The sequence below is a fragment of the Sulfurimonas sp. NWX79 genome (assembly GCF_039667035.1).
Lineage (GTDB): Bacteria > Campylobacterota > Campylobacteria > Campylobacterales > Sulfurimonadaceae > Sulfurimonas > Sulfurimonas indica.
On the sequence record NZ_JALCZL010000004.1, the window covers coordinates 33,909 to 60,012 of the forward strand.

The following is a 26,104-nucleotide window of genomic DNA, read 5'->3' on the forward strand; positions in this document are numbered from 1 at the left end:
ATATGGTTGCACTAATTTTTTTGGGAGAGATGAAAATGAAAAAAGTAGCACTGTTGTCTCTGGTGGCAAGTTCAATTTTAATGGCAGGTGGGTATAAGATTCCAGAGACGTCAACAAATGCGGTAGCACTGGGTGCTGCAAATGTTGCGCACAATCAAAACAATGCAGATGCAGCATACTACAATCCTGCAAAAATGGTCTTTATGTCTGATGAAAATCATATTGAGGCTGATATAACTTATATTGGGCTTGATAAGGTTAAATGGAAACCAGTAGCAGGCAATGAAATTCAATCTGAAAGTGAAGATTTTGTAATTCCGACTCTTCATTATGTTTCTGGGGCCCTTGGGGATAATGGTGCTAGAGTTGGTGTAAGTATTGTTGCTCCTGGTGGGCTTTCTAAGCGTTGGAAAGATGCTCCTGCTGTATATAAAGCAGAAGAATTTACATTAACAACTATTGAAGTAAATCCGACAGCAGCTTTTAAAATTAATGATAAGTTGGGTCTGGCAGTTGGTTTTAGAGTGATTTATTCAGAAGGAATAGTAAAAAGTACTTCTCCTATAGGTTCTCGATATATGGAAGGAGATTCAATAGATTATGGTTATAATTTAGCTTTGGCTTATAATCCTACATCTGACATAGAATTAGGTTTAACATATCGTTCAAAAATTAATTTAACTGAAGAAGGAAATGCTAAACTTTATTCGGATGCAGGTAGTACTAAATTTTATGATGGGTGGTCAACAGTCTCTATACCATTACCAGCAGCATTAGACATAGCAATAGCATATACGTTGCCAACAAACACTACATTAGAAATTGTATATGAAAAAACATATTGGTCTGCATATAAAGATTTAAATTTTGATTATACAGTTCCTATGCCTGCAGCATTTGATGCATCTATACCAAAAGACTGGAAAGATACTAACACATTTCGTTTCGGTCTTACACAAGAGCTTGATGACCTGACTCTTATGGCAGGTTTAGTAATTGATGAGAGTCCTGTACCAAATAAAACTATCGGCTTTGAACTTCCAGATACGGACTCAACTGCAGTCTCTTTAGGTGGACGTTATAAAATCAATGAGAGTATTGATGTAGGTCTTTCAGCACTTTATTCTATGCATGAAAATAGAACCATTAGTGCATCAGATGCAAATGACAATGGTCTTGTTGGAGGGTTTAGTGATGGAAACATCTTAATCATCTCTGCGGGGCTAGGTTATAAATTTTAAGGAAATATTTGAAGACATTAGTTAATTTTTTAAAGACAAAGGATGTAGCAAAGTCAGATATCTTTATACACCTTAAAACAAGTGTGGCAGAGGCAAATATCCTTCGCCATATCGCTCAAAAATATGTTGAGGGACAGGATGATGTTCTTGTACTTTCACTTTTGGAAGAGCTCTACAAAGATGATGGATACAAACATTTGAATCATCTCATCGAAGTAAAAAACCTTTTGGAACTCGGCTGGTTGCATCAGCAGAGTTTCACTCCTATCAAAATCTCAGAAGTAACACCACTAGAGCTTCTAAATACAGCAGTAGGACTTACACCGAGTTTTTTAAAACTGCTACAAGATGGTACATTAGATTTGGATTTGCCAGATGTGAAGCCTTATGCAGACCATTTGGAGTATCTACAAGACCAGTTTTTTAGAATAGAGTTGTATCAAAAGATGTCTGTTATTCGTCAAAATGTGCATGAGCACTCTTTAGGCATTGACAGACTCCAAAACAAGCTCAAACTTTTAGAAAAACGTATTGAAGAGAGAGTGGAACAGACTTCAGAAAATCTTGTACTTGACAAGTTCTTTAAACAAAAAAAGATGAACAACTATGAGCAGGTTATCTTCATCGCACTTCTGCGTGAGGAGTACAGTGCAACAGATGCATCTCTGCGTGAGATGAACACATTGATAGAGCTGATTTCTATCGATGAGTATGAGAGAATTAAAAACCGCTCACTCTTAGAAGAGGGTTCTCACTTGCTGAGCAGTGGTATTATCGATTATGAAGAGATGCTGAATCCTTTTGGTGGAATTTCCCGTTCTTTCTACATTGTGGACGATGTGCTCCAAAGTATCATTCATCCGCAAAAGACGAAAAAGGTAACACGACTCAAGCTGAATGCTCTTGTAGAGGAACAGGATATCTTTGAGCTAATCGACAGTGAGACATCCTTGGAGGATGTTGTGCTTAACAGTGAAACAAAAGAGACGCTTGAAAATCTTATGAAACAGGTTGATAAAGAGGTTGTAAATCGTCTTGTAAAATGGGGTATAAAAAGTAAAAAAAGCGGTATCGATGCACGCATTATTTTTTACGGTCCGGCAGGAACAGGAAAGACGATGACGGCTTACTCTCTGGCAAAATCGCTCAAGCGTCAGGTATTGGCATTTGATTGTTCAAAAATTCTTTCTATGTATGTGGGTGAGAGTGAAAAAAACGTACGTAAGATTTTCGATACTTTTTACGAACTGAGTGAGAAGACAAAAACAGAGCCGATTTTACTACTAAATGAAGCGGATCAGTTTTTAGGAGCAAGAAGTTCTGGGAATATTACAGGTTCAGATCAGATGCACAACCAGATGCAAAATATCTTCTTAGAACAGATTGAGAATTTTCGAGGCATGCTTATAGCAACAACCAACTTGCTTGAAAATATTGACAAAGCTTTCTCACGTAGATTTAACTACAAGATAGAGTTTAAAAAGCCAAATAAAGAACAAAGACTTGAGCTTTGGAACAAAATGCTACCAAAGAGTGCACCATATGAAGATGGTTTCGATGTTACAAAACTTGCGGAGTATTCACTAACGGGCGGACAGATAAACTTAATCGTTAAAAATACGGCATACAAAGTAGCTGTTAGAGAAGAGCCTCTTTTCACATTTGAGGATTTTATAGATGAAATTCGTAGAGAAAGAGATGCAAATTTCGACAGTGAAAAGTCTATGGGATTTTTAAATAAGTAAATTTTTCATCTACTAACGATTCGCTAACATTAGTATGTAACAATACAACATAACAAACCAAAGGAGTTATGATGAAAAAAGTAGTGATAATAGCTTTATCTCTTATTGCAACGGTTGCAATGGCTAAAGGTCCAAGTGGCGGTGGCGGCATGGGTGGTGGAAGTGGCTACCGTTCAGGCGGCGGTGGCGACAGTTCACAGATGAATCAAAACCAATACGAACATCAGTATAAATACCAATATAAAGGCTTAAAAGAACAAGGTAGTGGCTCTGGAAAAGGTCAAGGTGATGGTTCTGGGCAAGGTTCTAAGTCAATGCAACAAAACAGAACGCAGTCACAAAATATGGTACAAACCTATTAATTAAAATAAACAAGAAGATGACTTAAATATCTTTTTTAAGTCATCTTTTATCTCATTTATATTACAAAATTACACACATTTTCTCTCATTTAAAAAGCTGTGTTGCGATAAGTGACATTTTCAATATCTTCTAGCTTATAAAACTTTTTTTTAATACTCTTTTTGATATAGTGCAGTAACTGTTTTTTCTAAATGCAAAAGCATACAAGCCATTAACACAGGCTGTTTATAAGCGTTAGAAGACAAATATTAAGAAGAGTTATATTTAACATAAATATTGCTCTTAATTTAAAAGGTAGGTTATATGGATCATATAGTGACTTCGAATCCGTATTTTGGGGTATTTGTACTATTTGTAATTACATTTGGTGCATTTATGGCTACGACTGTAATCGCTCGTTTGGCGAGTCGCGCGTTAGCTGCAAAAGATAGTGAAAAGATTAAGCTTTCTGTTTATGAATGTGGACCAGAAATCACAAAACAACCAAATAGAGTGTCGCCACAGTTTTACCTGTTCGCACTGCTTTTTTTACTCTTTGATGTTGAGATTGTGTTTATGTTTCCATGGGCAGTTGACTTCAAAGTTTTAGGTTGGTTTGGATTTGCTGAGATGATTATGTTCATCTTATTATTGGCAATCGGTTTCGTATATGCATGGAAAAAAGGAGCGCTAGAATGGCACAACATAAAGTAAATTATACACAAGACGGTGGACTTCCGGTTGCACTGACTTCTATTGACAAGATTGTAAACTGGGGGCGTTCAAATTCACTTTGGGCATTAACATATGGTCTTGCTTGTTGTGGTATTGAGATGATGGCATCAGGTGCATCTCGTTTTGACTTTGACCGTTACGGAACGATCTTCCGTGCGTCTCCTCGTCAGGCAGATGTTATGATTGTAGCGGGTACGCTTACAAAAAAACATGCTGAGTTCATTAAGCGTCTGTATGACCAAATGACAGAACCAAGATGGGTTATCTCTATGGGTTCATGTGCAAATACTGGTGGAATGTTCAATACTTACGCAACTGTTCAGGGTGCAGATAGAATTATTCCGGTTGATCTGTATCTTCCTGGTTGTGCTCCTCGTCCTGAGACACTTCAGTATGGTGTAATGTTACTACAGAAAAAAATCCGTGCAAATAAAGCCGGAAATGCACAAAAAGCGAAGAGGTTAATGTAATGAGAGCGTATAAACCTAAAGATGATGTACAGGCAAAAGCCTACTATACAGATAGATACTATGTAGCACCACAGGTTCCAAAGCAGGACGTTGATTGTGATGAAGTGTTTGCAGCTGACTTAGAGGCTATCAAAGCAAAGTTTGAAGTAAAAGACGCATACATTCAAGTAGAGCAGATGGTAATCTACATCAATCCACATGATATTTATGGTGTGTTAGAGTTGATGCGCGATGAACTTGAGTATACACAACTCTCAGAGATGAGTGCAATCGATTGGCTTGCAAAAGACAATACATTTGAGATCTTTTATCAAATGCTTTCTATGACAAAACGCAAACGTATCCGTGTAAAATATTTTATTGAGAACGGTCAGGCAGTTGATTCTGTAGAGAAACTTTTCCGTTCTGCTGACTGGTCAGAGCGTGAGATGTATGATATGTTTGGAATCGAAGCAAATGGACATCCGTTTATGAAAAGAATCCTTATGCCTTATGATTGGCAAGGACATCCACTTCTTAAAACTTATCCGTTAGAAGGTGACGAGTTTGCTGCGTGGTATGAAGTAGATAAGATCTATGGAAAAGAAGCACGTGATATCATCGGACCTGAACTTCGTGATACAGCAAGAGTTGACAGATATGACTCTGAGCGTTTTGCTCGCCTTGGTTTTGAAGTACCAAAAGGAACTGAGATTACAGATGATATGGAACCTACAGTTCAAGAGTATCAAGAAGATGGTGGAGTATTCCTAATTAGAAAAGTAGATAAAGAGTCATCAAAAGTTATTGATGATCCTCAAAGATAGGGTGGTAGAAATATGGCACAAGTAAAAAACAGATTAACACCGTTTTTTGAAAACATTACATTTGACAGAGAAGATAATGAACTCATTCTTAACTTCGGTCCACAGCACCCTTCTGCTCACGGACAGTTACGTCTTATGCTTCATCTGCAACAAGAGCAAATCGTAAAAGCACATCCGGATGTTGGATATCTTCACCGTGGTATGGAGAAGATGGCTGAGAATATGATCTATAACGAGTTTATGCCTACTACTGACCGTATGGATTATATCGCTTCATCTTCAAATAACTATGGTTTCGCACTTGCAGTTGAGAAGCTCATCGGTCTTGAAGTACCGCGTCGTGCGAAAGTAATTCGTATGCTTCTTTTAGAGATCAACCGTTTGATGTCTCACCTTTTCTGGTTGGCAACAACTGCGCTTGATATCGGTGCAATGACAGTATTCTTATTTGCTTTCCGTGAAAGAGAGTACTTAATGGATATTATTGAAGGGTATTGTGGAGCACGTTTAACACATGCTGCGATTCGTATCGGTGGTGTTCCTTTGGATATTCAAGATGACTTTTTACATCAGTTAAGAGTTTTCTTAAACAAACTTCCACAAAACATCAAAGATTACGAAGATCTACTTGATAGCAACCGTATCTGGAGAATGAGAATGGAAGAGGTTGGTGTGATACCGACTGAAATGGCACTCTCTTGGGGCTGTACAGGTCCAATGTTAAGAGCTTCTGGCGTTGCATGGGATATTCGTAAAGAAGAACCATATGAGCTTTATGATGAAGTAGAGTTCAATGTTCCTTGGTCTGACAAGGGTGATAACTTCGCACGTTACCGTATCTATATGGAAGAGATGAGAGAGTCTGCGAAGATTCTTTATCAATGTATAGAGATGTATGAGAAGTGTGAAAAAGATGGTCAAACTGAGCTTATGGCACATGCGCCTAAATATATCTCAGCACCAAAACTTGACATTATGACACAAAACTACTCTTTGATGCAGCACTTCGTTCTTGTAACACAAGGTATGAGACCACCGGTTGGTGAAGTGTATGTACCGACAGAGTCTCCAAAAGGTGAACTCGGTTTCTACATTAACTCTCAAGGTGGACCGTATCCATACAGACTCAAACTTCGTGCGCCGTCATTCTGGCATACAGGAATCTTAACTGACCTTTTACCAGGTCACTATATTCCGGATGTTGTATCTATCATTGGTACTACAAACATCGTATTTGGAGAGGTTGACAGATAATGAAAAGATATGATTTAAGACATTTAAAAGATAATTTTGAACCTCGTATGAAAGAGATTTTAGAAGAGAAACACAAGCCGACTGAGACTTTGATTTTTCTTTTTGAAATAGGTGACTTTACACCGATTCAGCGTTCAGCTGATTTGGTAAAAGAGTGTGGGTATGAGTTATATAACTCACTGAAGTTTAACGAAGTCGACTGGACTATCGTAGTTAAAAAATAGGGATTTAATGTGAGTAAAGTCTATTTTTCTACTTGGAAAGGTGAGTCTATAAATAATATAGGCAAACCTGAAGAAGAGTGGGAAGAATCAGCTTATAACCTGCCGGCACAATACGACGATCATCGTGACTCTAAAGCTTTTATTGGCTGGGACGGTGTTGCACTCTTTCATGAAGATGTGGATGTTATTCGTCTTGCTATGGAGTATGCTGCACAGTATCAAGAGTATAGTGAAGCATGTGGTAGATGTGCACCTGGGCGTTGGGGTGGTCGTATTTTATATGACGTACTTGATAAAATCGCTCGTGGTGAAGGTGAAGTAGCTGATTTGGACCACTTGAAAGAGATTGGTAAAAGTATGCAAGTCACGTCAAAGTGTGAGATTGGTAAAACTGTACCAAATCCTATCCTTGACTTGATGACACACTTTGAAGATACATTTTTAGAGTGTATCAATGAGAAGAAACAATCAAAACATTATGAAGAGAGTATCGGTTATATTGCAAAAATCACGGCTCCTTGTACAGATGCGTGTCCAAGCCATGTTGATATTCCTGCATATATTGAGGGTGTAAGAGACCTGCGTTTTGATGATTCTCTAGAAGCTACACGTCAGACTATGCCGCTTGCGCATGTTTGTGGTCGTGTTTGTCCACACCCATGTGAAGATGCATGTCGTAGAACAAATCTGGATGAGCCTATCTCTATTATGTCACTTAAGCGTCTTGGTGCTGACTGGGAGACGGACCATGGATTTGACTTTTTCCATCCTATGGAGAAAAAACCGTCAATTGATAAGAAAATCGCCGTTATCGGTGCAGGTCCTGCAGGACTTACAACGGCTTACTACGCTGCTGCAGAGGGAATCGATGTAGATGTTTACGAAGAACTTCCTGTTCTTGGTGGTGAGGTAACAGTTGGTGTACCTGAGTACCGTATGCCTTGGGATAAGTACGAAAAAGATATCGAATGTGTAAAAGATCTGGGTGTGAACTTTATCACAAACCGTAAAATCACAGCTGATGATATGCGTAAGTTTGAAAAAGAGTATGATGCTGTTATGGTAGCTACAGGTACTCGAATCTCTAAAAAAGTTCGTTGTGAAAATGAGCGTGAAGAGATTAAGGGTTACTGGGGTGCTATTGATTTTCTTGACTGGGTAAACCTTTATGAGAAGTTTGATATAAAAACGCCAAAATCAGTACAAGAGCAGCAGATGCTAAGCCAAGACTTTGTTGACTTGACTGGTAAAACAGTTGTCTGTGTTGGTGGTGGATTTACTTCGATGGACGTTGTCCGTTGTGCGATTCGTGCCAATGCGAAAAAAGTCTATATGGTTTATCGTCGTGACGAGAAGACAATTATTCGTAATACAACCTATGAAGAGTATCATGAAGCTGTAGAAGAAGGTGTAGAATTTCTTTTCCACTCTGCGGTAAATAAGATTACAACGGATGAAAATGATATCTTGCGTGAGCTTTTAATCGACAAATTTGAACTTGTACCTGATCCTGACGGTGGACGTCCACAGTTGGTGAAAATCGAGGGTGAGTCATATACGATTGAAGCAGACTACTTGATTCCTGCTGTTTCTCAGTCAGCTGATTTAGACCTGCTTCCTGAAGAGTGGGAAATCGAGAAGACATCATGGGCTACTATCAAGACAAACGGGAAAGACTATATGACCTCACGCAAGGGTATCTTTGCTTCTGGTGACTGTGAATATGGTCCGATGACGATTGTAAATGCAGTTGGCCAGGCAAAACGTGCAGCTTCTGTAATGTCCCGTTATGTTCAAACAGGTGAGATTACGCTTACTGATGAAGAGATTATGGAAGATCACTTGGCAAAACTGAAAGTCTATGACAAGAAAGAGAAAGTTACAGGTTGGCTTCCGGGTCTTCCGCGTGAGCACTCTGCAGTTTTAACTGTTAATGAGCGTAAAGACAACAACAAAGAAGTAAATCTTGGTTTCACACAAGAGCAGGCTTTAGCTGAAGCAGAGCGATGTATGCGTTGTTATTATATCGCTATGGTTCAGGCCTAGGAGTTGATGATGAGTAATACAATTAACTTTACAATAGATGGCAAAAACGTAACAGCGAACAAAGGTGAGACAATCCTTCAAGCTGCACGCAAAAACGGTGTCTATATTCCAACAATGTGTTATATCTCAAAGACTTCTCCATGTGCATCTTGTCGGATCTGTTCCGTAGAGGTTGAGGGTGTTGATGGATTTATTCTATCATGTAATACACCACCGACTGAAGGCATTGCAGTAAAGACAAACTCTCATGAGCTTGAGCGTGAACGTCAAAACATTATGAAGCTTTATGATGTAAATCACCCTTTAGAGTGTGGTGTATGTGACAAGTCTGGTGAGTGTGACCTGCAAAACATGACGTTGGAGTTTGGTGTCACGCAACAGGAGTTCTCTGCAAAAGATCAGCTCCGCAGTGTAAAAGACTGGGGACTTATCAATTATGACCCTGCACTTTGTATCATGTGTGAGAAGTGTGTGCATGTTTGTAATGAAGTAATCGGTGATGATGCAATTGAAGTGAAATTTGGTGGATATAGCTCAACTATCATTCCAAAAGATTCCGATACACTTGATTGTACTTTCTGTGGTGAATGTATTGCAGTTTGTCCGGTCGGTGCACTTGTAAGCAGTGATTTCAAATACACTGCAAATGCATGGGAACTATCACGTGTTCCATCAACGTGTGCACACTGCTCAGCTGGGTGTCCACTAGAGTATGAGACACGTCACTCTGGTATCAATGGTGATGATTCAATTTACAGAGTAAAAAATAATTTTGAATTTGCATCACTCTGTGGAGCTGGACGTTTTGGATTTGATTTTGATGTACAAGCTGAAAAAGATGAAACAAGATTCACAGCAGCATTAGAAGCAATTCAAAATGCAAGTGCCATCCGTTTTTCATCAATAATTACAAATGAAGAGGCGCTGATTTTACAAAAAATGAAAGAGAAGCTTGGTCTGAAACTTTTTAATGAAGATGCAAGACTCTATGCTCACTTTATGAAAGCTTATGCATCTGTAAGTGGAAAACTTCACGCAAGTGCAAACCTTGAAGCGATCAAACAGGCTGATGCTATCGTTATAGTAGGAACAAGAGTCGCAACAGACAATCCTGGTGTTCGTTATGCTTTAACTACTGCAGCACGTCATAACGGTGCAAAAATCGTCTATGCACATCCTATGGAAGATGCATTGATGAAAAACACTGCAACACAGTTTATGAAGTATGAAGTAGGAACGGAAGAGGGTGTAATGGCTCTTCTTGCAAATGAACTTCTAAAAAATGCAGACCTTGATGATACAACAAAAGCCTTCTTGGATGACCTTGATTTAGGATATCTTGAAGCAGAAAGCAACGTAGGTGATGATGAGCTCTCTTTTATGAGTAAGTCGTTTATGCGTGCCGAGAAAAAAGTACTTGTAATTGGTGCTGATATGTTTGCTCACGCAAGGGCCCAAAACATTGCCAAACTCGCAGCGACAATTGAAAAATATACAGACTTCTCACTGCTTGTTGTACCAAATGAGGTGAACACTGTAGGTGCTTCACTTATCTGTGATTTAGACGTTGATGAAGATTTAAGCAGTGTTGTTGGGTATAACGCTCATGGAGAGTATATAATTGCAGCCGACGAAAATGCAGACTTAATCGTTCCAGCACTCAACCAGCAAGAGGGAACTGTTGTCAGTATTGATAATCAGGTGCTACCGTTAAATGCTGCACTTGGCTTTGATGGGTACGAGCTTAATGATATAGCATCTGCATTTGATATTGAAGCTGAGAATACGATTGATTATACAAAAGAGCTACCACAGTCTGCTGGCTTTAAAGGAGTAGAGTTTGATTCACTGGAGAACTTCTTAGGGGAGTTTGGTGAAGATGAGCGTGGTTATCAGCTTGAGAGTGTAGAGTGTGTAATGGATGGTGAACTTGAAGAGGTAGCGGAACTTCCGGAGTATAACGGAACAGTTGTCTATCAGGCAAATCCTGTATTACAGTTTAACAGCTTTACAAACAAAACGAAGCAGTTGGAACGTGACACAACTCTAAGAGGCTCTGCACAGTTTGCAGCAGCAGCGAAGATTAGTGATGGCGATGAGGTAGAGATTAGTTTAGGAGATTCGATACAAAGAAGAGTCTTTAAACTAGATGATGAGTTAAAAGGAACAATTGCACTTAACCCTACGTTTGATAGCGGTTATGATTATGGCAGTTATAGATTTCTTAAATCCAAAATAGTGAGAGTAATGTAATGAGTAAAATAGTCATAAACATTGATGGAAAAGAGATTGAGACGCAAGAGGGAGAGTATCTTTTAAATGCTGCCCGTGCGAACGATATCTTCATTCCTGCAATATGTTATTTAACGCGTTGTAGTCCAACTCTTGCATGTCGTATATGTCTTGTTGAAGCAGATGGTAAGCAGGTTTACGCTTGTAATGCCAAAGCAAAAGACGGAATGAACATTACTACAAGCACAGAGAATATTGAAAAAGAGCGTCGCGCTATTATGGAAGTTTACGATGTAAACCATCCACTGCAGTGTGGTGTTTGTGACCAATCAGGAGAGTGTGAGCTTCAAAACTATACACTTGAAATTGGTGTAGATTCACAAAGTTATGCAATCAAAGATGTAGATAGAAGTAGCCATGACTGGGGACATCTTCACTACGATCCGGGTCTCTGTATCGTTTGTGAGCGCTGTGTAACTGCATGTAAAGATATGATTGGTGATAATTCACTCAAGACTATTCCTCGTGGTGCAGATGCAATCGATGCTGAGTTCAAAGAGAGTATGCCAAAAGATGCTTATGCAATGTGGAATAAACTCAACAAATCAGTAATCGGTCTTACAAATGGAACAGATGTTCTTGACTGTACATCATGTGGTGAATGTGCTGCAGTTTGTCCGGTTGGTGCACTTGTAGATACGCATTTTATGTATAAATCAAATGCATGGGAGCTTAAGCAGATTCCTGCAACATGTGGACACTGTTCTGCAGGTTGTCAGATCTCTTATGATGTGAAGCATACAAGCATTGAAAATCCGGAAGATAAGATTTACCGTGTAATGAATGAGTGGAACTATGTTTCACTTTGTGGTGCGGGACGTTACGGATTTGATTATCAAAATGCAGATGCTGTAAAAGATGAAGTAGCATTTAACGCAGCACTAGAAGCATTCAAAAAAGCTGACACGATTGCATTCACTTCTACTATTACAAATGAAGAAGCGCTTTTACTGCAAAAGATGAAAGAGAAGTTTGGATACAAACTTATCAACCCTGAAGCAAAAGCATTCCAGACTTTTATGAAAGATTACTCTGAGATTAGTGGTACAAAACTTTACAGTTCTGACTTAGAGCGTGTACATACGACTAACTTTATCGTATCAATCGGATCAGCATTAAAAACTGATAATCCAAATGCTCGTTATGCTCTTAATAACTCTCTTACAGTAAGCAAGGGTGCAGGAATCTATTTCCATCCGGTAGCCGATCCGATTATTGAAGGTCTTGGTAAAGGAATCATGACTGTAACACATGCTCCACTGCAAGAAGAGATAGCACTTTATCTATTACTTGACCTGTTTGGTGATAAAGAACAGATGCCATCTAAAATCAGTGAATATTTAGCATCATTTCACTCTGAAAAAACAATTACAGTAACTGAAGTAGTTAAAGAGAAAGTTGTTGAAATCGTTAAAGAAGTGAAAGTGAATGAAGAGACGGGTGAAGAGGAAGAGATTGAAGTAGAAAAATCTAAAATGGTCTCTAAAAAAGTTGAAAAAGAGGTTGTTGTTGATGATAACAAACTTTTAGAGCTTTTAGGTGCAGATGATAAATTTATGGAGACTCTAGAGAAAAACCTTAAGAAAAAAGAGACTTTTGCTCTTATGGTTGGACCGGATCTCTATACACATCCAAAATCAAAAAACCTTGCACGTTTAGTTGCACTTGTTGAAAAATACACGAAATTTGAACTTGTAATGATCCCATCTCTTACAAATACACTAGGTGTAAGCCTGATTTGTGAGCTTGATGATGATAAAGGTTCTTATACTGTTGGTTACAACACGGATGGAGACTTTGTACTTTCAGCTCTTGGTGATGGTGATTTAGACATGCCGGCAATGAACCAGCAAGAGGGAACATTAACATCTGTTAATAAGCGTGTAAACCCTACAAATGCAGCGATTGGTTATAACGGTTATGAGCTCAATGATATTGCAAATGCGCTTGGCTTTGAAGCTGAGAATGTTATTGACTATACAGTAGAACTTCCAACGGCTGTTGGATTTAAGCACGAGGAGTTTGACAACCTACCAAATCATTATGAAAATGATGGTACTGAGATGCGCGGTTATGTGTTAGAAAATGTAGCAGTTACACTATCTGGTGATGAAAGTGTAGATAAATTCAGCGATGACAAGCTTGAAGGTAGTATAATCTACTTAGCTAATCCTGTGAGACAGTTCACTCCATTTACACATAAAACGACTGAACTTGATGAGGTAAGCGGTATCTATATGAGTGAGGAATTCTTGTCAAATTCTGACTTCAATGAAGGTGATACTGTGAAAATTACAACTGACAATGGTGAATTAACTGCAAATGTAGTCAGTGATAACAAAATAAAAGGTTCAATTGTAGTTCTGCCTACTTTTGATAAAAATCTAAATTCAGAGGCTCTCTTTAGCGGATATCGCTTTAGTACAGCTTCGATAGAAAAGGTGTAATATATGGACAGTGCATATTTAATTGAAACGATAATCAAAGTCGTTGTAATTCTACTTATATTTTCAGCTTTAGCTGGTATTGGTACATATTTTGAGCGTAAGGTTCTTGCATTTATGCAACGCCGTTTAGGACCAATGAATGTTGGACCGTACGGACTTTTGCAAGTTGCAGCAGATGGTATCAAACTCTTTACAAAAGAGGATATTATCCCTACGAATGTAGTTGGTCCTATCTTTAAGATTGCACCTGTAATTACTGCAGCTACAGCATTTATGGCTGCAGCGGCAATTCCTTTCTTACCACCATTTGAGATTTTTGGATATGAAGTACATCCAATCGTAGCAGATGTGAACATTGGTATTTTATATGTTTTAGGTGTGATGGCAGTAGGGCTTTATGGTCCGCTTCTTGGTGGTATGGCATCGGCAAATAAGTTCTCTTTACTTTCAGCTGCGCGTACCGCTGCAGTATTTATCTCATATGAGGTTGTAACAGGGCTTTCACTGCTTGCTCCTATTATGATGGTAGGTTCATTATCACTTATTGATTTCAATGAGTACCAAGCTGGTGGTATCGGTGATTGGATTGTATGGTCACAGCCTGTAGCATTTATTCTTTTCTGGATTGCTGCTTTTGCTGAAACTGGTCGTACACCATTCCACTTGATTGCAAATGACCACGAGATTATTGATGGTTTTGGTACTGAGTACTCTGGTATGAGATGGGGTCTTTTCTTCATCGGAGAGTACGCAAACATGTTCTTTATCTCATTTGTAATTCCTTTAATCTTCTTGGGTGGTTACGGTGATGGCTCATTACTTGGAGCACTTGGTCTTCTTGGAAAAATGTCGTTCTTCTTCTTTTTCTTCTTATGGACAAGAGCTGCATGGCCAGATGTGAGACCTGACCAGTTAATGTGGTTATGTTGGAAAGTACTTATGCCAATAGCGGTGATTAATGTTGTAATCACTGGCTTTGTGATGATGTTTTAAGGGGATATGAATGAGTTTAGAAGCATTTAACAATAGAAATGTAGCAGAAGGTGATTACTTTCTCGTTGACATAGAGGACTATCCGACAACAGGTTGGGATAAGTTCAAGCGTGTAGTAAAGAGAACTTTCAAAGGGGAGCTCTTTGTAGGTCTTTGGGTAGTAATGCGTGAGATGATTCGTTTTGATATCCATACAGTTCAATATCCTCAAGAGAAGATGCCGATCGGTCCGAGATACCGTGCAGTACACCAGATGAAAAGACTTTGGGAATCTGATACTGAGCGATGTATCGGTTGTGGTCTTTGTGAAAAGATCTGTATCTCTGATTGTATCAGAATGGATACTCGCATCGATGAGAACTCTCGTAAAGAGGTTACAGAGTATACAATCAATCTTGGTCGTTGTATCTTCTGTGGATATTGTGCAGAGGTTTGTCCTGAACTTGCAATTACACACGGTGGTGAGTATGAGAATGCAAGTGAGCAGAGAGAGCACTTCATTATGTATGAAGATATGTTAACACCGATTGACAAGATGAAAGCTGGTAAGCAGCTTGAATTCGAAGGTTTTGGTGCGATTACACCACATGAAGACGAGCGTGTTAAGAAAACACCTCTAGCATATTAAGGAGTATGGATTATGTTTGAAGCAGTAGCGTTTTACTTGTTTGCATTTTTAACGATAGCGATGTTTTTTATAACAGTGACTACATCGCAAGCGTTATATGCATTAACTGCATTGGCAGCGGGAATGATTTTTATATCGGCATTTTTCTTTATCCTTGGTGCTGATTTTTTAGGTGCGATACAGATTATCGTCTATACAGGTGCTGTAATGGCTCTTTATGCCTTTGGTATGATGTTCTTTGATACGACACGTGAGGTTAAAGAGAAGAAAGGAAACAAATACATTATTGTTGGACTTTCAACTCTTGCAGCAGTTTTAATTGTTGTGATTTTCGCAGCTCCTATGGTAAGTGAAAATATTGTAGCACTTTATCCTGTGATTGAAGGTGTTGGAAATACACAGCTTGTAGGTGTGATTCTTTTTACAAAATACCTTATTCCATTTGAAGTTGCAGCGATTATGCTACTTGTAGCAATGGTTGCGGGAATTGTACTGGCTGGTAAGAAAATGGATCTCTCTCTTACACTTATGAGTGCTGAAGAAATCGAAGAGATTAAAAAAGAAAAAAATAAAAAGGTGCTTTCATGATGGAAATAGGTTTAAATCATTATCTTGTTCTATCTACGATCCTGTTTGCAATAGGTCTTGTAGGTGTAATGAAGAGAAAGAACTTACTTTTATTGTTTTTCGCAACTGAGATTTTACTAAACTCTGTAAATATCGCTTTTGCTGCGATTTCACACTATTATGGTGACTTAACTGGTCAAATGTTTGCATTTTTCGTAATTGCAATCGCTGCTTCAGAAGTTGCTGTAGGACTTGGTCTGTTAATTGTATGGTATAAACGTCATGGAAATATCGACCTAGAAACTATGACAAGTATGAGAGGATAAGCTATGGAAACATTATTATATATAGCACTTTTTGCACCACTTGTTAGTTCAATGTTTTCTGCGTTGTTCACGACAACGCCAAAGAAAACATTTGTTGGTGTAATCGCTTCACTATTAATCTTTACTTCTTTTGTGAGCAGTAGTTTACTCTTAGCATTGATTGTAGTTAATGGAAGTGCACCTGTTCATGTTGAGATGATGACATGGATGGCGACTGGGGATTTATATATTCCTTTTGGGTTTATTGTTGATGAAGTATCAGTTACTATGATGATGGTTGTAACACTTGTTTCTACTATCGTTCATATCTACTCTATCGGTTACATGGATCATGACAAGGGCTTTAACAGATTCTTTGCATGGTTATCAGCATTCGTTTTCTCAATGATGGTTCTTGTTATGAGTGATAACTATGCTGGTCTTTTCATCGGTTGGGAAGGTGTTGGTCTTTGTTCTTGGGGGCTTATCGGATTCTGGTTCCACAAAGAGAGCGCTACTTGGGCAGCAAATGAAGCATTTATTATGAACCGTATCGCTGACCTTGGAATGTTGATTGGTATCTTCTTAGTATATTGGAATACAGGTACACTTCAGTATGAAGGTGCATTTGAAGCATTTCAAACATTAGACACTGCTACACTAACTTGGATCGGTATCTTCTTGTTTATCGGTGCAATGGGTAAATCAGCACAGTTTCCACTCCATACGTGGCTTGCAGATGCGATGGAAGGTCCTACTCCTGTATCGGCTCTTATTCACGCAGCAACAATGGTAACAGCGGGTGTATATCTTGTTATTCGTTCAAATGAGCTTTATAGCTTGATCCCTAATGTAGGTCTGTTCATCGCTTCGCTTGGTGCATTTGTTGCACTCTTTGCAGCATCGATGGCACTTGTTAACCGTGATATGAAACGTATCATCGCATACTCTACACTTTCACAGTTAGGATATATGTTTGCAGCAGCTGGTCTTGGTGCATACTGGGTGGCACTTTTTCACCTTATGGCTCACGCATTCTTTAAAGCACTCTTATTCCTTGGTGCTGGTAACGTAATGCACGCTATGCATGATGAACTTGATCCGTTTAAAATGGGTGGACTCAAGAAGGTAATGAAGTGGACTTGGATTATGATGACTATTGCTTCTTTAGCATTAGCAGGAATCTTTCCATTTGCAGGTTTCTTCTCAAAAGATACAATCTTAGAAGCAGCATTTGCAGAGCATCACTTTGTGATTTACGGAGTACTTCTCTTTACTGCAGGTTTGACGGCATTCTATTCATTTAGACTTGTAGCACTCATCTTCCATGGTGAAGAGCGTTACAAAATCTTTGGTATTCATCCACATGAAGCATATAGATTTATGCTTGTTGCGATGAGTCCGCTTTTAATTCTTGCAATGATTGCAGGTGTGCTTCAAGAGCCGTTCTTCCATATGATTGAAGAGATTTTATCAGCACATGAGTATCATATCCATTCACATACTACACTTTGGATTATGTTAGTTGGAACACAGGTATTCGTTGCTTTAGCGATTCTTTATGCATATAAAAAATATGCAAACGCATTTATTAAAGTACCAGATGGTACAAGTGCGATTGAAAACTCATTTGCATATAAACTTTTATACAATCAGTACTATATTCCTTATTTCTATGAAGAGTATCTTGTAAAACCATATAAAGAGATCTCTGATATGTTCTGGAATAAAGTCGATATGAAAATTGTTGATGCAAGTGTTGATGGAATTGCAGGTATCATCTATGGTACTGGTGAAAAAACAAGAGCAATGCAGAGTGGTAACCTCTCTACAATGTTAAAATGGATGGTAGTTGGTCTTGTGGTACTACTTTCATTAGCTGTAGTTTTTGGACTTGCAGCAAGATATTCTGATAGTATCACGGTGATATTATCAGGTTTAGGAGTTATGTAAATGTTAGATCATATTTTATCGATTTTAATCTTCTTTCCAGCAATTGCAGCTGTGTTTGGTTTTATGATTCAAAAAGATAGTATTCGTGCCTACGGTATTAGTGTGGCAGCTATCGAGTTTGGATTGTCACTGTGGTTATGGTTTGCATTTGATGGAAATGTGTCTGGAATGCAGTTTATGGAGAACCTACCGTTAGTACCGTCTTTTGGTATTAACTACATCTTAGGTGTAGATGGAATTTCTCTATTTATTATTGTACTTGCAGCATTCTTTACGATGATAGGTATAGCATCACTTACTGAAACTCCTAATGAAAAGAATATGATTATCACGCTTCTGTTCTTACAAATGACGATGGTAGGTGTATTTGCTGCATTAGATGCGATTGTATTTTATGTGTTTTGGGAGCTTTCTCTTGTTCCAATGCTTTATATTATTGGTGCATGGGGTGGACCACTTCGTATATATGCGTCGATTAAGTTCTTCCTCTATACATTTGCAGGTTCACTTGTAATGCTTGTTGGTATGCTTTTTATGGCATACTTTTTCTACCAAGCAACAGGTGTATGGTCTTTTGCACTGCTTGATTGGTATAGACTGATTTTACCGGAAACGTTCCAACTATGGCTATTCGCAGCCTTCTTTATCGGTTTTGCTATCAAGGTTCCAATGTTTCCATTCCATACATGGTTACCGTATGCGCATGGTCAAGCACCGACTATAGGTTCTGTGATACTTGCGGCAATTCTACTTAAAATGGGTACATATGCATTTATCCGTTTTTCATTGCCACTATTCCCAGATGCATCGGCAGCGTTTATGGTTCCAATCGCTGTAATCGCGATCATTATGATCATCTATACTGCGATGGTTGCATACGCGCAAAAAGATGTGAAGCAGGTTGTTGCTTATTCATCAATCTCACACATGGGTGTTATCATCCTTGGTACGTTTGCACTTAATGTTGAAGGTATTACAGGTTCAATCTTTTTAATGATTGCTCACGGTGTTGTATCTGGGGCTCTGTTCTTACTTGTAGGTGTTATCTATGATAGACGTCATACAAAACTTATGAGTGAATTTGGTGGGCTTGCACATGTTATGCCGAGATATGCAACTATCTTTGGTATCATGTTAATGGCTTCAGTTGGTATGCCACTTACAATTAACTTTGTTGGTGAGTTCTTATCACTTTTAGGATTCTATCAACAATCTCATATCTTGACACTGTTAGCTGGAACTGCGATTATCGTTGGTGCTATTTATATGTTGTCAGCATACAAAAAAATGTTCTTTGGTGATGTTACAAAAGAGGAGAATAGAAATCTTCCTGATATAAACAAAAGAGAGTTGGTAGCACTTATTCCTCTTTCAATAATTACGATCTGGTTAGGTATCTATCCTAAACCAATTTTAGAGCCTATCAACAACTCTGTTGAGGCAGTTGTACAGTTAATGCATAATAAAGCACAGACAGAGTTGGCAAAAGAGAGAATTCCTAATCTGGTTAAAGAGAGAGTTCTAGTTATCAAAAAAACTGTTATTGAAGAGGAGGTGCACTAATGTTGTCGCCAATCAATGTTTCAATGGAGTCATTAAACTTAATGACTCTTGCACCAATGCTTATACCGGTAGTTGGCGCACTGTTAATTCTAGTAATAGATATTATTAAAGGCGGTCTGCATAAATCATTGTATGTAGTGCTTAGCCTTCTGTTTTTGGCAATGGATTTTGTTGCTGTAGCAGATTCTAGTGGTGTCTTTATGGCAAATGGTACAACACTTGGTCTTTTTGATGTAATGCTGATAGATGGACTTGCTATTCTTGCACAGTTTATTATTGTCGGTGCATCAATGCTATTTATTCCACTTGCAATGACACACAAGCGTTTTCATGAGTTTTCATACCCTGAGTTCTTCGCACTCTTTTTGTTTATGATTGCAGGTTTTCAGTTTATGGTTGCCACTGATAACCTTATCTTAGTGTTTGTAGGTCTAGAGACTTCTTCTTTAGCACTTTATACACTGATAGCTATGCATAACCGTGACAAATCTTTCGAAGCAGCTGTGAAGTACTTTACTATGGGTGCATTGGCAGCAGGTTTCTTTAGTTTTGGTGCAATGGTATTTTATGCGCTTACTGGTTCTGTTGAGATTAACAAAATCGCACTTGTTCTTGCTGCAAACGGATATGCTGACATGGGTTTTGTGCTAATCGGTGTGGCATTTTTCTTAGCTGCATTTGGTTTTAAACTTTCACTTATTCCGTTCCATACATGGGCACCGGATGTTTATGAAGGAAGTTCGGCTGCAATGGCTGGATATATGTCAATCGTTCCAAAAATCGCTGCTTTTGTTGTTGCTATGAGATTCTTTGAATTCTTAGTGCATAGTGGTATTGTATGGCTTGATGTAGTACTTTACATTGTTGTAGTTATAACGATGACGGCTTCAAATATGTGGGCACTTGTTCAAACTGATGTGAAGCGTATGCTTGCATACTCTTCTATCTCTCATGCAGGTTTTGTAATGGCTGCAATCCTCATCGGAACGACACAGGCAAATGCTGCGCTGTTCTTGTATTGGATTTTATTTAGTTTTACCAATCTTGGATCATTCTCTATGCTTTGGATGTCAAGACAGAAACATCTTCCAGATTATCAGAGTTCAGACCACTCATACAATAAGTTTGCAGGTATGATTAAAACTGCACCGATTGCATCTGTGATTATGGCACTGTTTATGTTGAGTCTTGCAGGTTTACCACCATTTGCACTTTTTTGGGGTAAACTCTATATGATATCTTCAGCAGTTACAGGCGGTTATACAATTCTTGCACTAATCATGGCACTTAACTCTGCAATTGCAGGTTACTATTACTTAAAACTGATCGTTTATATGTTTATGAAAGAGCCGGTTCAAGGGAATGATGGTCATGTATATGTTGCAAATGCAACGTTGGCACTAAAAACCATTATCGGTATAGCAGCGATAGGAACTATATTTGCTTTTGTAGCGATAAATCCAATTTTAGAATTTGTTACAGCATTTGTATACAACAGTGGATATTAAATAGACCTAGCTTATTTTTAAAGGAGAAGAGCAATTGTTCAAACATATACTCTTAGCCTTTATAGCACTACAGTCTTTTGCATTGGAGATATCAATCGATAGTGCAAAAGACAACTTTACAAAATACTCCATACTCTATATCACAAATAAAGAAAATTTTGTCTGTCATGAATTAAAAGATGATTTCTCTGTTACAAAAGAGATTATCTGTGCATTTTCAAAAAAACCTCTAAATGATATTGAAAATTTACAAAACGATTTTTTTCAAGTGAAAAGTTTTCAAAAAAAAGATACCTATTTCATTTCAATAAAACCTTTTCACAAGATGAAACTCTATGCGGAAATCTTTGATCTGACAGAGGATGACACTGTATTCTCAGCTGATGTTAGTATTGCAAATCGATGGAGTATCATTGGGTATAAAGAGAAGCTTCCCTTGATAAAAAGTGAAGAGAAGTCAACTTTGGCAATTAACTTTCCATTTTATTTGGATAAAGATAAGCTTCCCTATGTAGGAAGCCTTGATTTAGAAGGAAATCCGGTACATATTAAAAAAGTAGAAGATGTGACAGAGTATCTTAAAGTCAAAAAGTATTTTGCCACAAAGCGTTATGATGATGCTTTGGATATGATTGATGATATTTTATTATCTTATCCAAATACCCTTTTTAAATCAGAACTCATTTATTACAAAATAAAAATCTATAACAAAATAAAAGATTATGAAAATGTCATCAGTAATGCAAAAGAGTTTTTGCGAGAGTACTCTTCAGATGAAAATGTCCCTGAAATACTTTCATTAATGGCAAAGGCTTATGCGCAAATCGGACAAAATACAGACGCGGATTATTTCTTTGACAGACTCTTTAGTGAGCATAAAGGAAATATATTTGCAGAGTGGGGCTATATCTATAAAGGGGAGATGCTTGAAGCATCGGGTGGAAACACTGAAGCGATCAAGTACTATAAAAAAGCACTCTATAAGACAAAAGATTTAGAAGTGGCTGCTGCTGCAGCATATCATCTAACAGAGATACTCATGGCACATTCACCGAAGAAAGCTGCGAAGTATGCACTCAAAATTATTGCTGCTAAACCAGACTATTTTATGCAAGACCTAAAAATGTCACAAAAGATAATGAACAGACTTGCCGAAGCAGAAGAGTATAAAGCAGCAGCAGCTATTGCAGAGGCGATGCTCCAAAGTATGGGCCCTACTTATGATGAGTATGAAGAACTTCTTAAAAACAGAGCACTTTGGCTTGCAAAAACGAAAGATAAAGAGCGTGCTATTAAAGCTTTAAATGATTATATGAAAAAATTTCCAGATGGAGACTATTTTGATGTCATTCAAACTGCAAAAGATGGACTCTTCTTTGATGATAGTGATACAAATGCAAGTAAGAAGTTGGCTGAGTATGATAAACTCATAGAAGAGTATGCCGGAGACGATATAGCTCAGCGTGCTCTGTATGAAAAAGCAAAACTGCTTTTAGAAGAGAAAGATTATGAAGCAGTTCTTAATTTAAAAGATTCATTAGAAGAGTTACAAGAGAAGTATACTGATGTGGAAGATATCATCAAGCAAGCTGCTGTAGGATTGATGGAAGTGTCACTCAAGCAGCAGAACTGTAAAAATGTTTTGGTCATTGCCAATGATTATAATATTACACTCTCAAATAGTTGGGATGATGGAATTTACACATGTGCAATGAAAGGCGGTGACTTCCAGCTTTCAAAATCAATCGCATCGAAGAATCTTAACTCCAAAAATATAGATTTCAGAAAAAAATGGCTTTATCGATATGTCAAGATTGATTTTGAGACAGGAAACTATAGTGAGGCGGTAGATGTCGCAAAAGATTTGATCGCTCTCATTGACAATGCAAAAGAGTCGCCATATAAAGAGATATACAGATACCTTTTTGATGCTTATGAGCGCTTGGGACAAAAAGAAAATATGATCGATGCTATGGCAAAGATAGAAGAGGTATTTGGCTTTGATTATAAAGATATAGATAGATATGTTGCTATGGTCAGCTTGGGAAGTGAGCTCAAAGATGACAATATGATTATAAAATATGCATCAAAAGTCATGGATATCCAAAATCGCTCTCAAGCTCACGCACAGACACCATATATAGAGTTTGCCTTATACAGTGCATATATGAATAAAAATGAATTTAATAAAGCATATAAGGTCATAGCATCACTTAATAGCGTTAATCTCACTAATAAACAAAGAGCAAGACAAAAGTATCTGCTTGGAATGGTGCTGAGTAAATTGTGGAGAGATGAAGATGCTACAAAAGCATACAGCGAAGCGATAGAAGCTGATCCAAACTCTGCATGGGCAAAGCTTGCAAAATCAGCTTTAGAGATTTAAAGTTCTAAACAGTCACTGATACTGTAAAGGCCTGCATCTTTGTCTGCAAGCCATTTTCCAGCACGAAGTGCACCTTTTGAGAATGTGTTGCGTGAGGTTGCAGTATGGTTGAGTTCAATGAACTCTCCATCATTATAAAAACCTACAGTATGACGACCAACAATATCTCCACCACGAAGAGCCATAACTGCTATCTCATCTTTTGTTCTCTCACCAATGTTGCCATCACGACCACTTACACGAACTTTATCGATGTCAAGTCCACGTCCTCGTGCAGCTGATTCGCTGAGGGTGAGTGCCGTACCACTTGGTGCATCTTTTTTATGTCTGTGATGCATCTCTACGATTTCAATATCAAAGCCTTCTAAAGCTGCAGAGGCTTGATATACCAGTCTGTTTAAGAGTGCAACTCCTAAAGACATATTTGTAGCATAAAGTACAGGCATAAGCTCACTTGCCTGCTTTAAGAGGTTCAGTTGATGCGTATTGAGCCCTGTAGTTCCGATAACTAATGGTTTAGGAGTCTTTATCGCCTCTTCTAAGAGTAGTTCACAGGCTTCAGGAAGTGAAAAATCAACAATGATATCACTTGCACTTAAAAATGCATGCATATCAGATGTAACAAGCACGGAAGGATCGATTTGAAAATCGAGAGAGTTTCTAACATAGACACTGCTTAGACTCATACCCTCAGTAGCTTTTAAATCTTCAATAAGCAGTTTTCCAACACGACCGCTTGCCCCAAATACACCTACTTTAATACTTGCCATTTTTTTCCTTTAGTTTAATAATTCGTCAACATAACTAATTGCAGCAATACCTGCAACCGCACCGTCACCTGCAGCACTGACAACTTGTTTTGGTGCTTCAATACGCATATCACCTGCAGCAAAGAGACCAGGTATTGATGTTTTCATACTTAAATCAACGATAACCTGTCCTTGTTCATTTACATCACATAAAAATGTACCATCATTTTGGATGAGTGTTTGGTTATTTACATCGTTACCGACAAAAGTAAAGACGCCAGGGACTTCGATATCACGAATATTTCCTTCTTTGTCTTTGACTTTAATGCCTGTTACACCCATTGCATCTCCATAAACTTCCTCGGGAGTAGAGTTAAGAATGAGCTCAATTTTCTCATTGCCTTCTACACGTTTTACCGTATTTGGTGCTGCTCTGAAGGTATCACGTCTGTGGATAAGATAAACTTTTGAACAAATCTTTGCTAGGTAAAGTGCTTCTTCAAGTGCAGTGTCACCGCCACCGATAACAGCTACCTCCTTGTCTTTATAAAAAAATCCGTCACATGTCGCACAGGTACTTACACCTTTTCCGAAAAACTCATCTTCTCCTTTAAATCCTGCACGGCGTGGCGATGAACCGGTACATACAATTACAGAGCGTGAATGTGTAATACTCTCATCGCTCATAATAACAGAGAAAATATCTCCATCTTTTCTAATTTGTTTGACTTCAACCATTTCGTGTTTAAGTCCAAATTTTTGGCACTGCTCGGGCCATGGCATCATTAGGTCCATCCCTGTGATATCACCTGTGACTCCAGGATAGTTTTCTATCTCTGAACTTTGCGTGATTTGTCCGCCTGGCATACCTTTTTCAAACATTGTTACATTCTCAAGTCCACCACGAGTTGTATAAAGCCCTGCAGTAAGTCCGGCAGGACCTCCGCCAACGATTGCACAATCTAAAATATTTTTGCTCATAATTTTTTCACCTCTTTGCTTAATTCATCTAAATTATCAAGTTTACGTATCATACTATCTTGTTTATAAAGAGACTCTTTGATTCTTTTTATAAAGAAAATGGAAGGGACTTCATAAATATTAAATCGCTGAATGAATTTAAGCGATGTATTTGTCCCAGAACGTAAAAAAGTTGTTGTTTTTGAGTTTGCACTTATCTGATTGTAGTAGTCAATAGCAAGAATAGGGTTGTTTAAATCCAATTTTACCAACTTTTCTATACTCCCTTTTGTACGAGAGGAGTAAAAGACTACGATGTAGGTCTCTTCTTTTGGTGTGAAGATATCACTCTTCTCATAAAAAGCCCACTCTTTGAAATCGATAAATTTATATTCAGAAAATTTGTAATTGAAGTAAGCAAAAGCGCCGGCTATCATAGCGGCACCAAAGAAAGAGGCTAAAAGTGTGGAGAGAGAGAAGAGGCTTTTGCCTCCTTTTCTTGCCACCTTTTAATACCTTAAAATTACGCTAAAAGATCGTTGAGTTTTTGAGCGAATGCATCTTTAGAAGCTGCACCAACCATTTGGTCTACTAACTCACCGTTTTTGAAGAACATTACTGTTGGAATAGAGCGGATACCAAATTTTACAGCAATCTCTTGCTCTTCATCAGTATTTACTTTACAGATTTTTGCTTTTCCATCATAATCTTCAGCTAACTCTTCGATAACTGGAGCAATCATACGACAAGGACCACACCATGGAGCCCAAAAGTCTACTAGTGCTACACCTTCTGCAAGTGTTGCTTCAAAGTTATCAGCAGTTAATTCAATATATTTACCCATTAGGATTTCCTTTTTACATTTATTGTTTGAAGTATTATACAAGTGA

The 26,104-nt window shown here is 38.2% G+C and carries 23 protein-coding genes; 19 read left to right on the forward strand and 4 right to left on the reverse strand.

Features of this window, described 5'->3' with window-relative positions:
- Positions 1-2 precede the first annotated feature (2 nt).
- From MNY27_RS02910 to MNY27_RS03000, 19 genes are all read left to right on the forward strand, one after another.
- Positions 3-1,241 carry an outer membrane protein transport protein gene (locus tag MNY27_RS02910; protein WP_246153806.1) on the forward strand — a complete coding sequence of 413 codons (1,239 nt, stop codon included), beginning with the start codon at positions 3-5 and terminating at the stop codon, positions 1,239-1,241.
- 8 nt (positions 1,242-1,249) lie between these two features.
- The gene (locus MNY27_RS02915; protein ID WP_152183350.1) at positions 1,250-2,986 is read left to right on the forward strand and encodes an ATP-binding protein; all 1,737 of its coding nucleotides are present in this window, start codon (positions 1,250-1,252) and stop codon (positions 2,984-2,986) included.
- Positions 2,987-3,057: 71 nt separating this feature from the next.
- A complete protein-coding gene (locus tag MNY27_RS02920) occupies positions 3,058-3,348 on the forward strand; it encodes a hypothetical protein (RefSeq protein WP_152183351.1) in 291 nt (96 codons plus the stop codon).
- Between the two features lie 304 nt (positions 3,349-3,652).
- Positions 3,653-4,042, forward strand: coding sequence for an NAD(P)H-quinone oxidoreductase subunit 3 (locus MNY27_RS02925; protein ID WP_152183352.1), 390 nt, complete (start codon positions 3,653-3,655; stop codon positions 4,040-4,042).
- Positions 4,024-4,533: an NADH-quinone oxidoreductase subunit B gene (locus tag MNY27_RS02930; RefSeq protein WP_152183353.1), complete on the forward strand. Its 510-nt coding sequence runs from the start codon at positions 4,024-4,026 to the stop codon at positions 4,531-4,533. The genes MNY27_RS02925 and MNY27_RS02930 overlap by 19 nt, the downstream gene beginning before the upstream one ends.
- Positions 4,533-5,339, forward strand: a complete 807-nt coding sequence (locus MNY27_RS02935; protein WP_152183354.1) for an NADH-quinone oxidoreductase subunit C — start codon at positions 4,533-4,535, stop codon at positions 5,337-5,339. Before MNY27_RS02930 ends, MNY27_RS02935 begins: the two co-directional genes overlap by 1 nt.
- A gap of 12 nt (positions 5,340-5,351) precedes the next feature.
- Positions 5,352-6,593, forward strand: coding sequence for an NADH dehydrogenase (quinone) subunit D (gene nuoD, locus MNY27_RS02940; RefSeq protein ID WP_152183355.1), 1,242 nt, complete (start codon positions 5,352-5,354; stop codon positions 6,591-6,593).
- Positions 6,593-6,817, forward strand: coding sequence for an NADH-ubiquinone oxidoreductase subunit E family protein (locus MNY27_RS02945; protein ID WP_152183356.1), 225 nt, complete (start codon positions 6,593-6,595; stop codon positions 6,815-6,817). The genes nuoD and MNY27_RS02945 overlap by 1 nt, the downstream gene beginning before the upstream one ends.
- A gap of 9 nt (positions 6,818-6,826) precedes the next feature.
- Positions 6,827-8,863, forward strand: a complete 2,037-nt coding sequence (locus MNY27_RS02950; protein ID WP_152183357.1) for an FAD-dependent oxidoreductase — start codon at positions 6,827-6,829, stop codon at positions 8,861-8,863.
- Between the two features lie 9 nt (positions 8,864-8,872).
- Positions 8,873-11,116 carry an NADH-quinone oxidoreductase subunit G gene (locus MNY27_RS02955; protein ID WP_152183358.1) on the forward strand — a complete coding sequence of 748 codons (2,244 nt, stop codon included), beginning with the start codon at positions 8,873-8,875 and terminating at the stop codon, positions 11,114-11,116.
- Entirely contained in the window at positions 11,116-13,602 is a 2,487-nt protein-coding gene (locus tag MNY27_RS02960; protein ID WP_152183359.1) for an NADH-quinone oxidoreductase subunit G, read from the forward strand. The genes MNY27_RS02955 and MNY27_RS02960 overlap by 1 nt, the downstream gene beginning before the upstream one ends.
- Positions 13,603-13,605: 3 nt before the next feature.
- Positions 13,606-14,595: an NADH-quinone oxidoreductase subunit NuoH gene (gene nuoH, locus MNY27_RS02965; RefSeq protein WP_152183360.1), complete on the forward strand. Its 990-nt coding sequence runs from the start codon at positions 13,606-13,608 to the stop codon at positions 14,593-14,595.
- 10 nt (positions 14,596-14,605) lie between these two features.
- Positions 14,606-15,223 carry an NADH-quinone oxidoreductase subunit NuoI gene (gene nuoI, locus MNY27_RS02970; RefSeq protein ID WP_152183361.1) on the forward strand — a complete coding sequence of 206 codons (618 nt, stop codon included), beginning with the start codon at positions 14,606-14,608 and terminating at the stop codon, positions 15,221-15,223.
- Positions 15,224-15,235: 12 nt separating this feature from the next.
- The gene (locus tag MNY27_RS02975; RefSeq protein ID WP_152183362.1) at positions 15,236-15,811 is read left to right on the forward strand and encodes an NADH-quinone oxidoreductase subunit J; all 576 of its coding nucleotides are present in this window, start codon (positions 15,236-15,238) and stop codon (positions 15,809-15,811) included.
- Entirely contained in the window at positions 15,808-16,116 is a 309-nt protein-coding gene (nuoK, locus tag MNY27_RS02980; protein WP_152183363.1) for an NADH-quinone oxidoreductase subunit NuoK, read from the forward strand. Before MNY27_RS02975 ends, nuoK begins: the two co-directional genes overlap by 4 nt.
- A gap of 3 nt (positions 16,117-16,119) precedes the next feature.
- Positions 16,120-18,048, forward strand: coding sequence for an NADH-quinone oxidoreductase subunit L (nuoL, locus tag MNY27_RS02985; protein ID WP_152183364.1), 1,929 nt, complete (start codon positions 16,120-16,122; stop codon positions 18,046-18,048).
- Complete coding sequence (locus MNY27_RS02990; protein ID WP_152183365.1) at positions 18,049-19,611, forward strand: NADH-quinone oxidoreductase subunit M; 1,563 nt, start codon at positions 18,049-18,051, stop codon at positions 19,609-19,611.
- The gene (nuoN, locus tag MNY27_RS02995; RefSeq protein ID WP_346391866.1) at positions 19,611-21,119 is read left to right on the forward strand and encodes an NADH-quinone oxidoreductase subunit NuoN; all 1,509 of its coding nucleotides are present in this window, start codon (positions 19,611-19,613) and stop codon (positions 21,117-21,119) included. The genes MNY27_RS02990 and nuoN overlap by 1 nt, the downstream gene beginning before the upstream one ends.
- 34 nt (positions 21,120-21,153) lie before the next feature.
- Positions 21,154-23,505, forward strand: a complete 2,352-nt coding sequence (locus MNY27_RS03000) for a tetratricopeptide repeat protein (protein WP_152183367.1) — start codon at positions 21,154-21,156, stop codon at positions 23,503-23,505.
- Here MNY27_RS03000 and dapB read toward each other — a convergent pair.
- The 4 genes from dapB to trxA are packed head-to-tail and all read right to left on the reverse strand — an operon-like array spanning position 23,502 to position 26,100.
- Positions 23,502-24,275, reverse strand: a complete 774-nt coding sequence (dapB, locus tag MNY27_RS03005) for a 4-hydroxy-tetrahydrodipicolinate reductase (protein WP_152183368.1) — start codon at positions 24,273-24,275, stop codon at positions 23,502-23,504. The genes MNY27_RS03000 and dapB overlap by 4 nt on opposite strands.
- Positions 24,276-24,284: 9 nt before the next feature.
- A complete protein-coding gene (trxB, locus tag MNY27_RS03010) occupies positions 24,285-25,223 on the reverse strand; it encodes a thioredoxin-disulfide reductase (RefSeq protein WP_188109429.1) in 939 nt (312 codons plus the stop codon).
- 8 nt (positions 25,224-25,231) lie between these two features.
- Entirely contained in the window at positions 25,232-25,720 is a 489-nt protein-coding gene (locus MNY27_RS03015) for a hypothetical protein (protein ID WP_152183370.1), read from the reverse strand.
- A gap of 17 nt (positions 25,721-25,737) precedes the next feature.
- A complete protein-coding gene (trxA, locus tag MNY27_RS03020; protein WP_281346794.1) occupies positions 25,738-26,100 on the reverse strand; it encodes a thioredoxin in 363 nt (120 codons plus the stop codon).
- Positions 26,101-26,104: the final 4 nt, after the last annotated feature.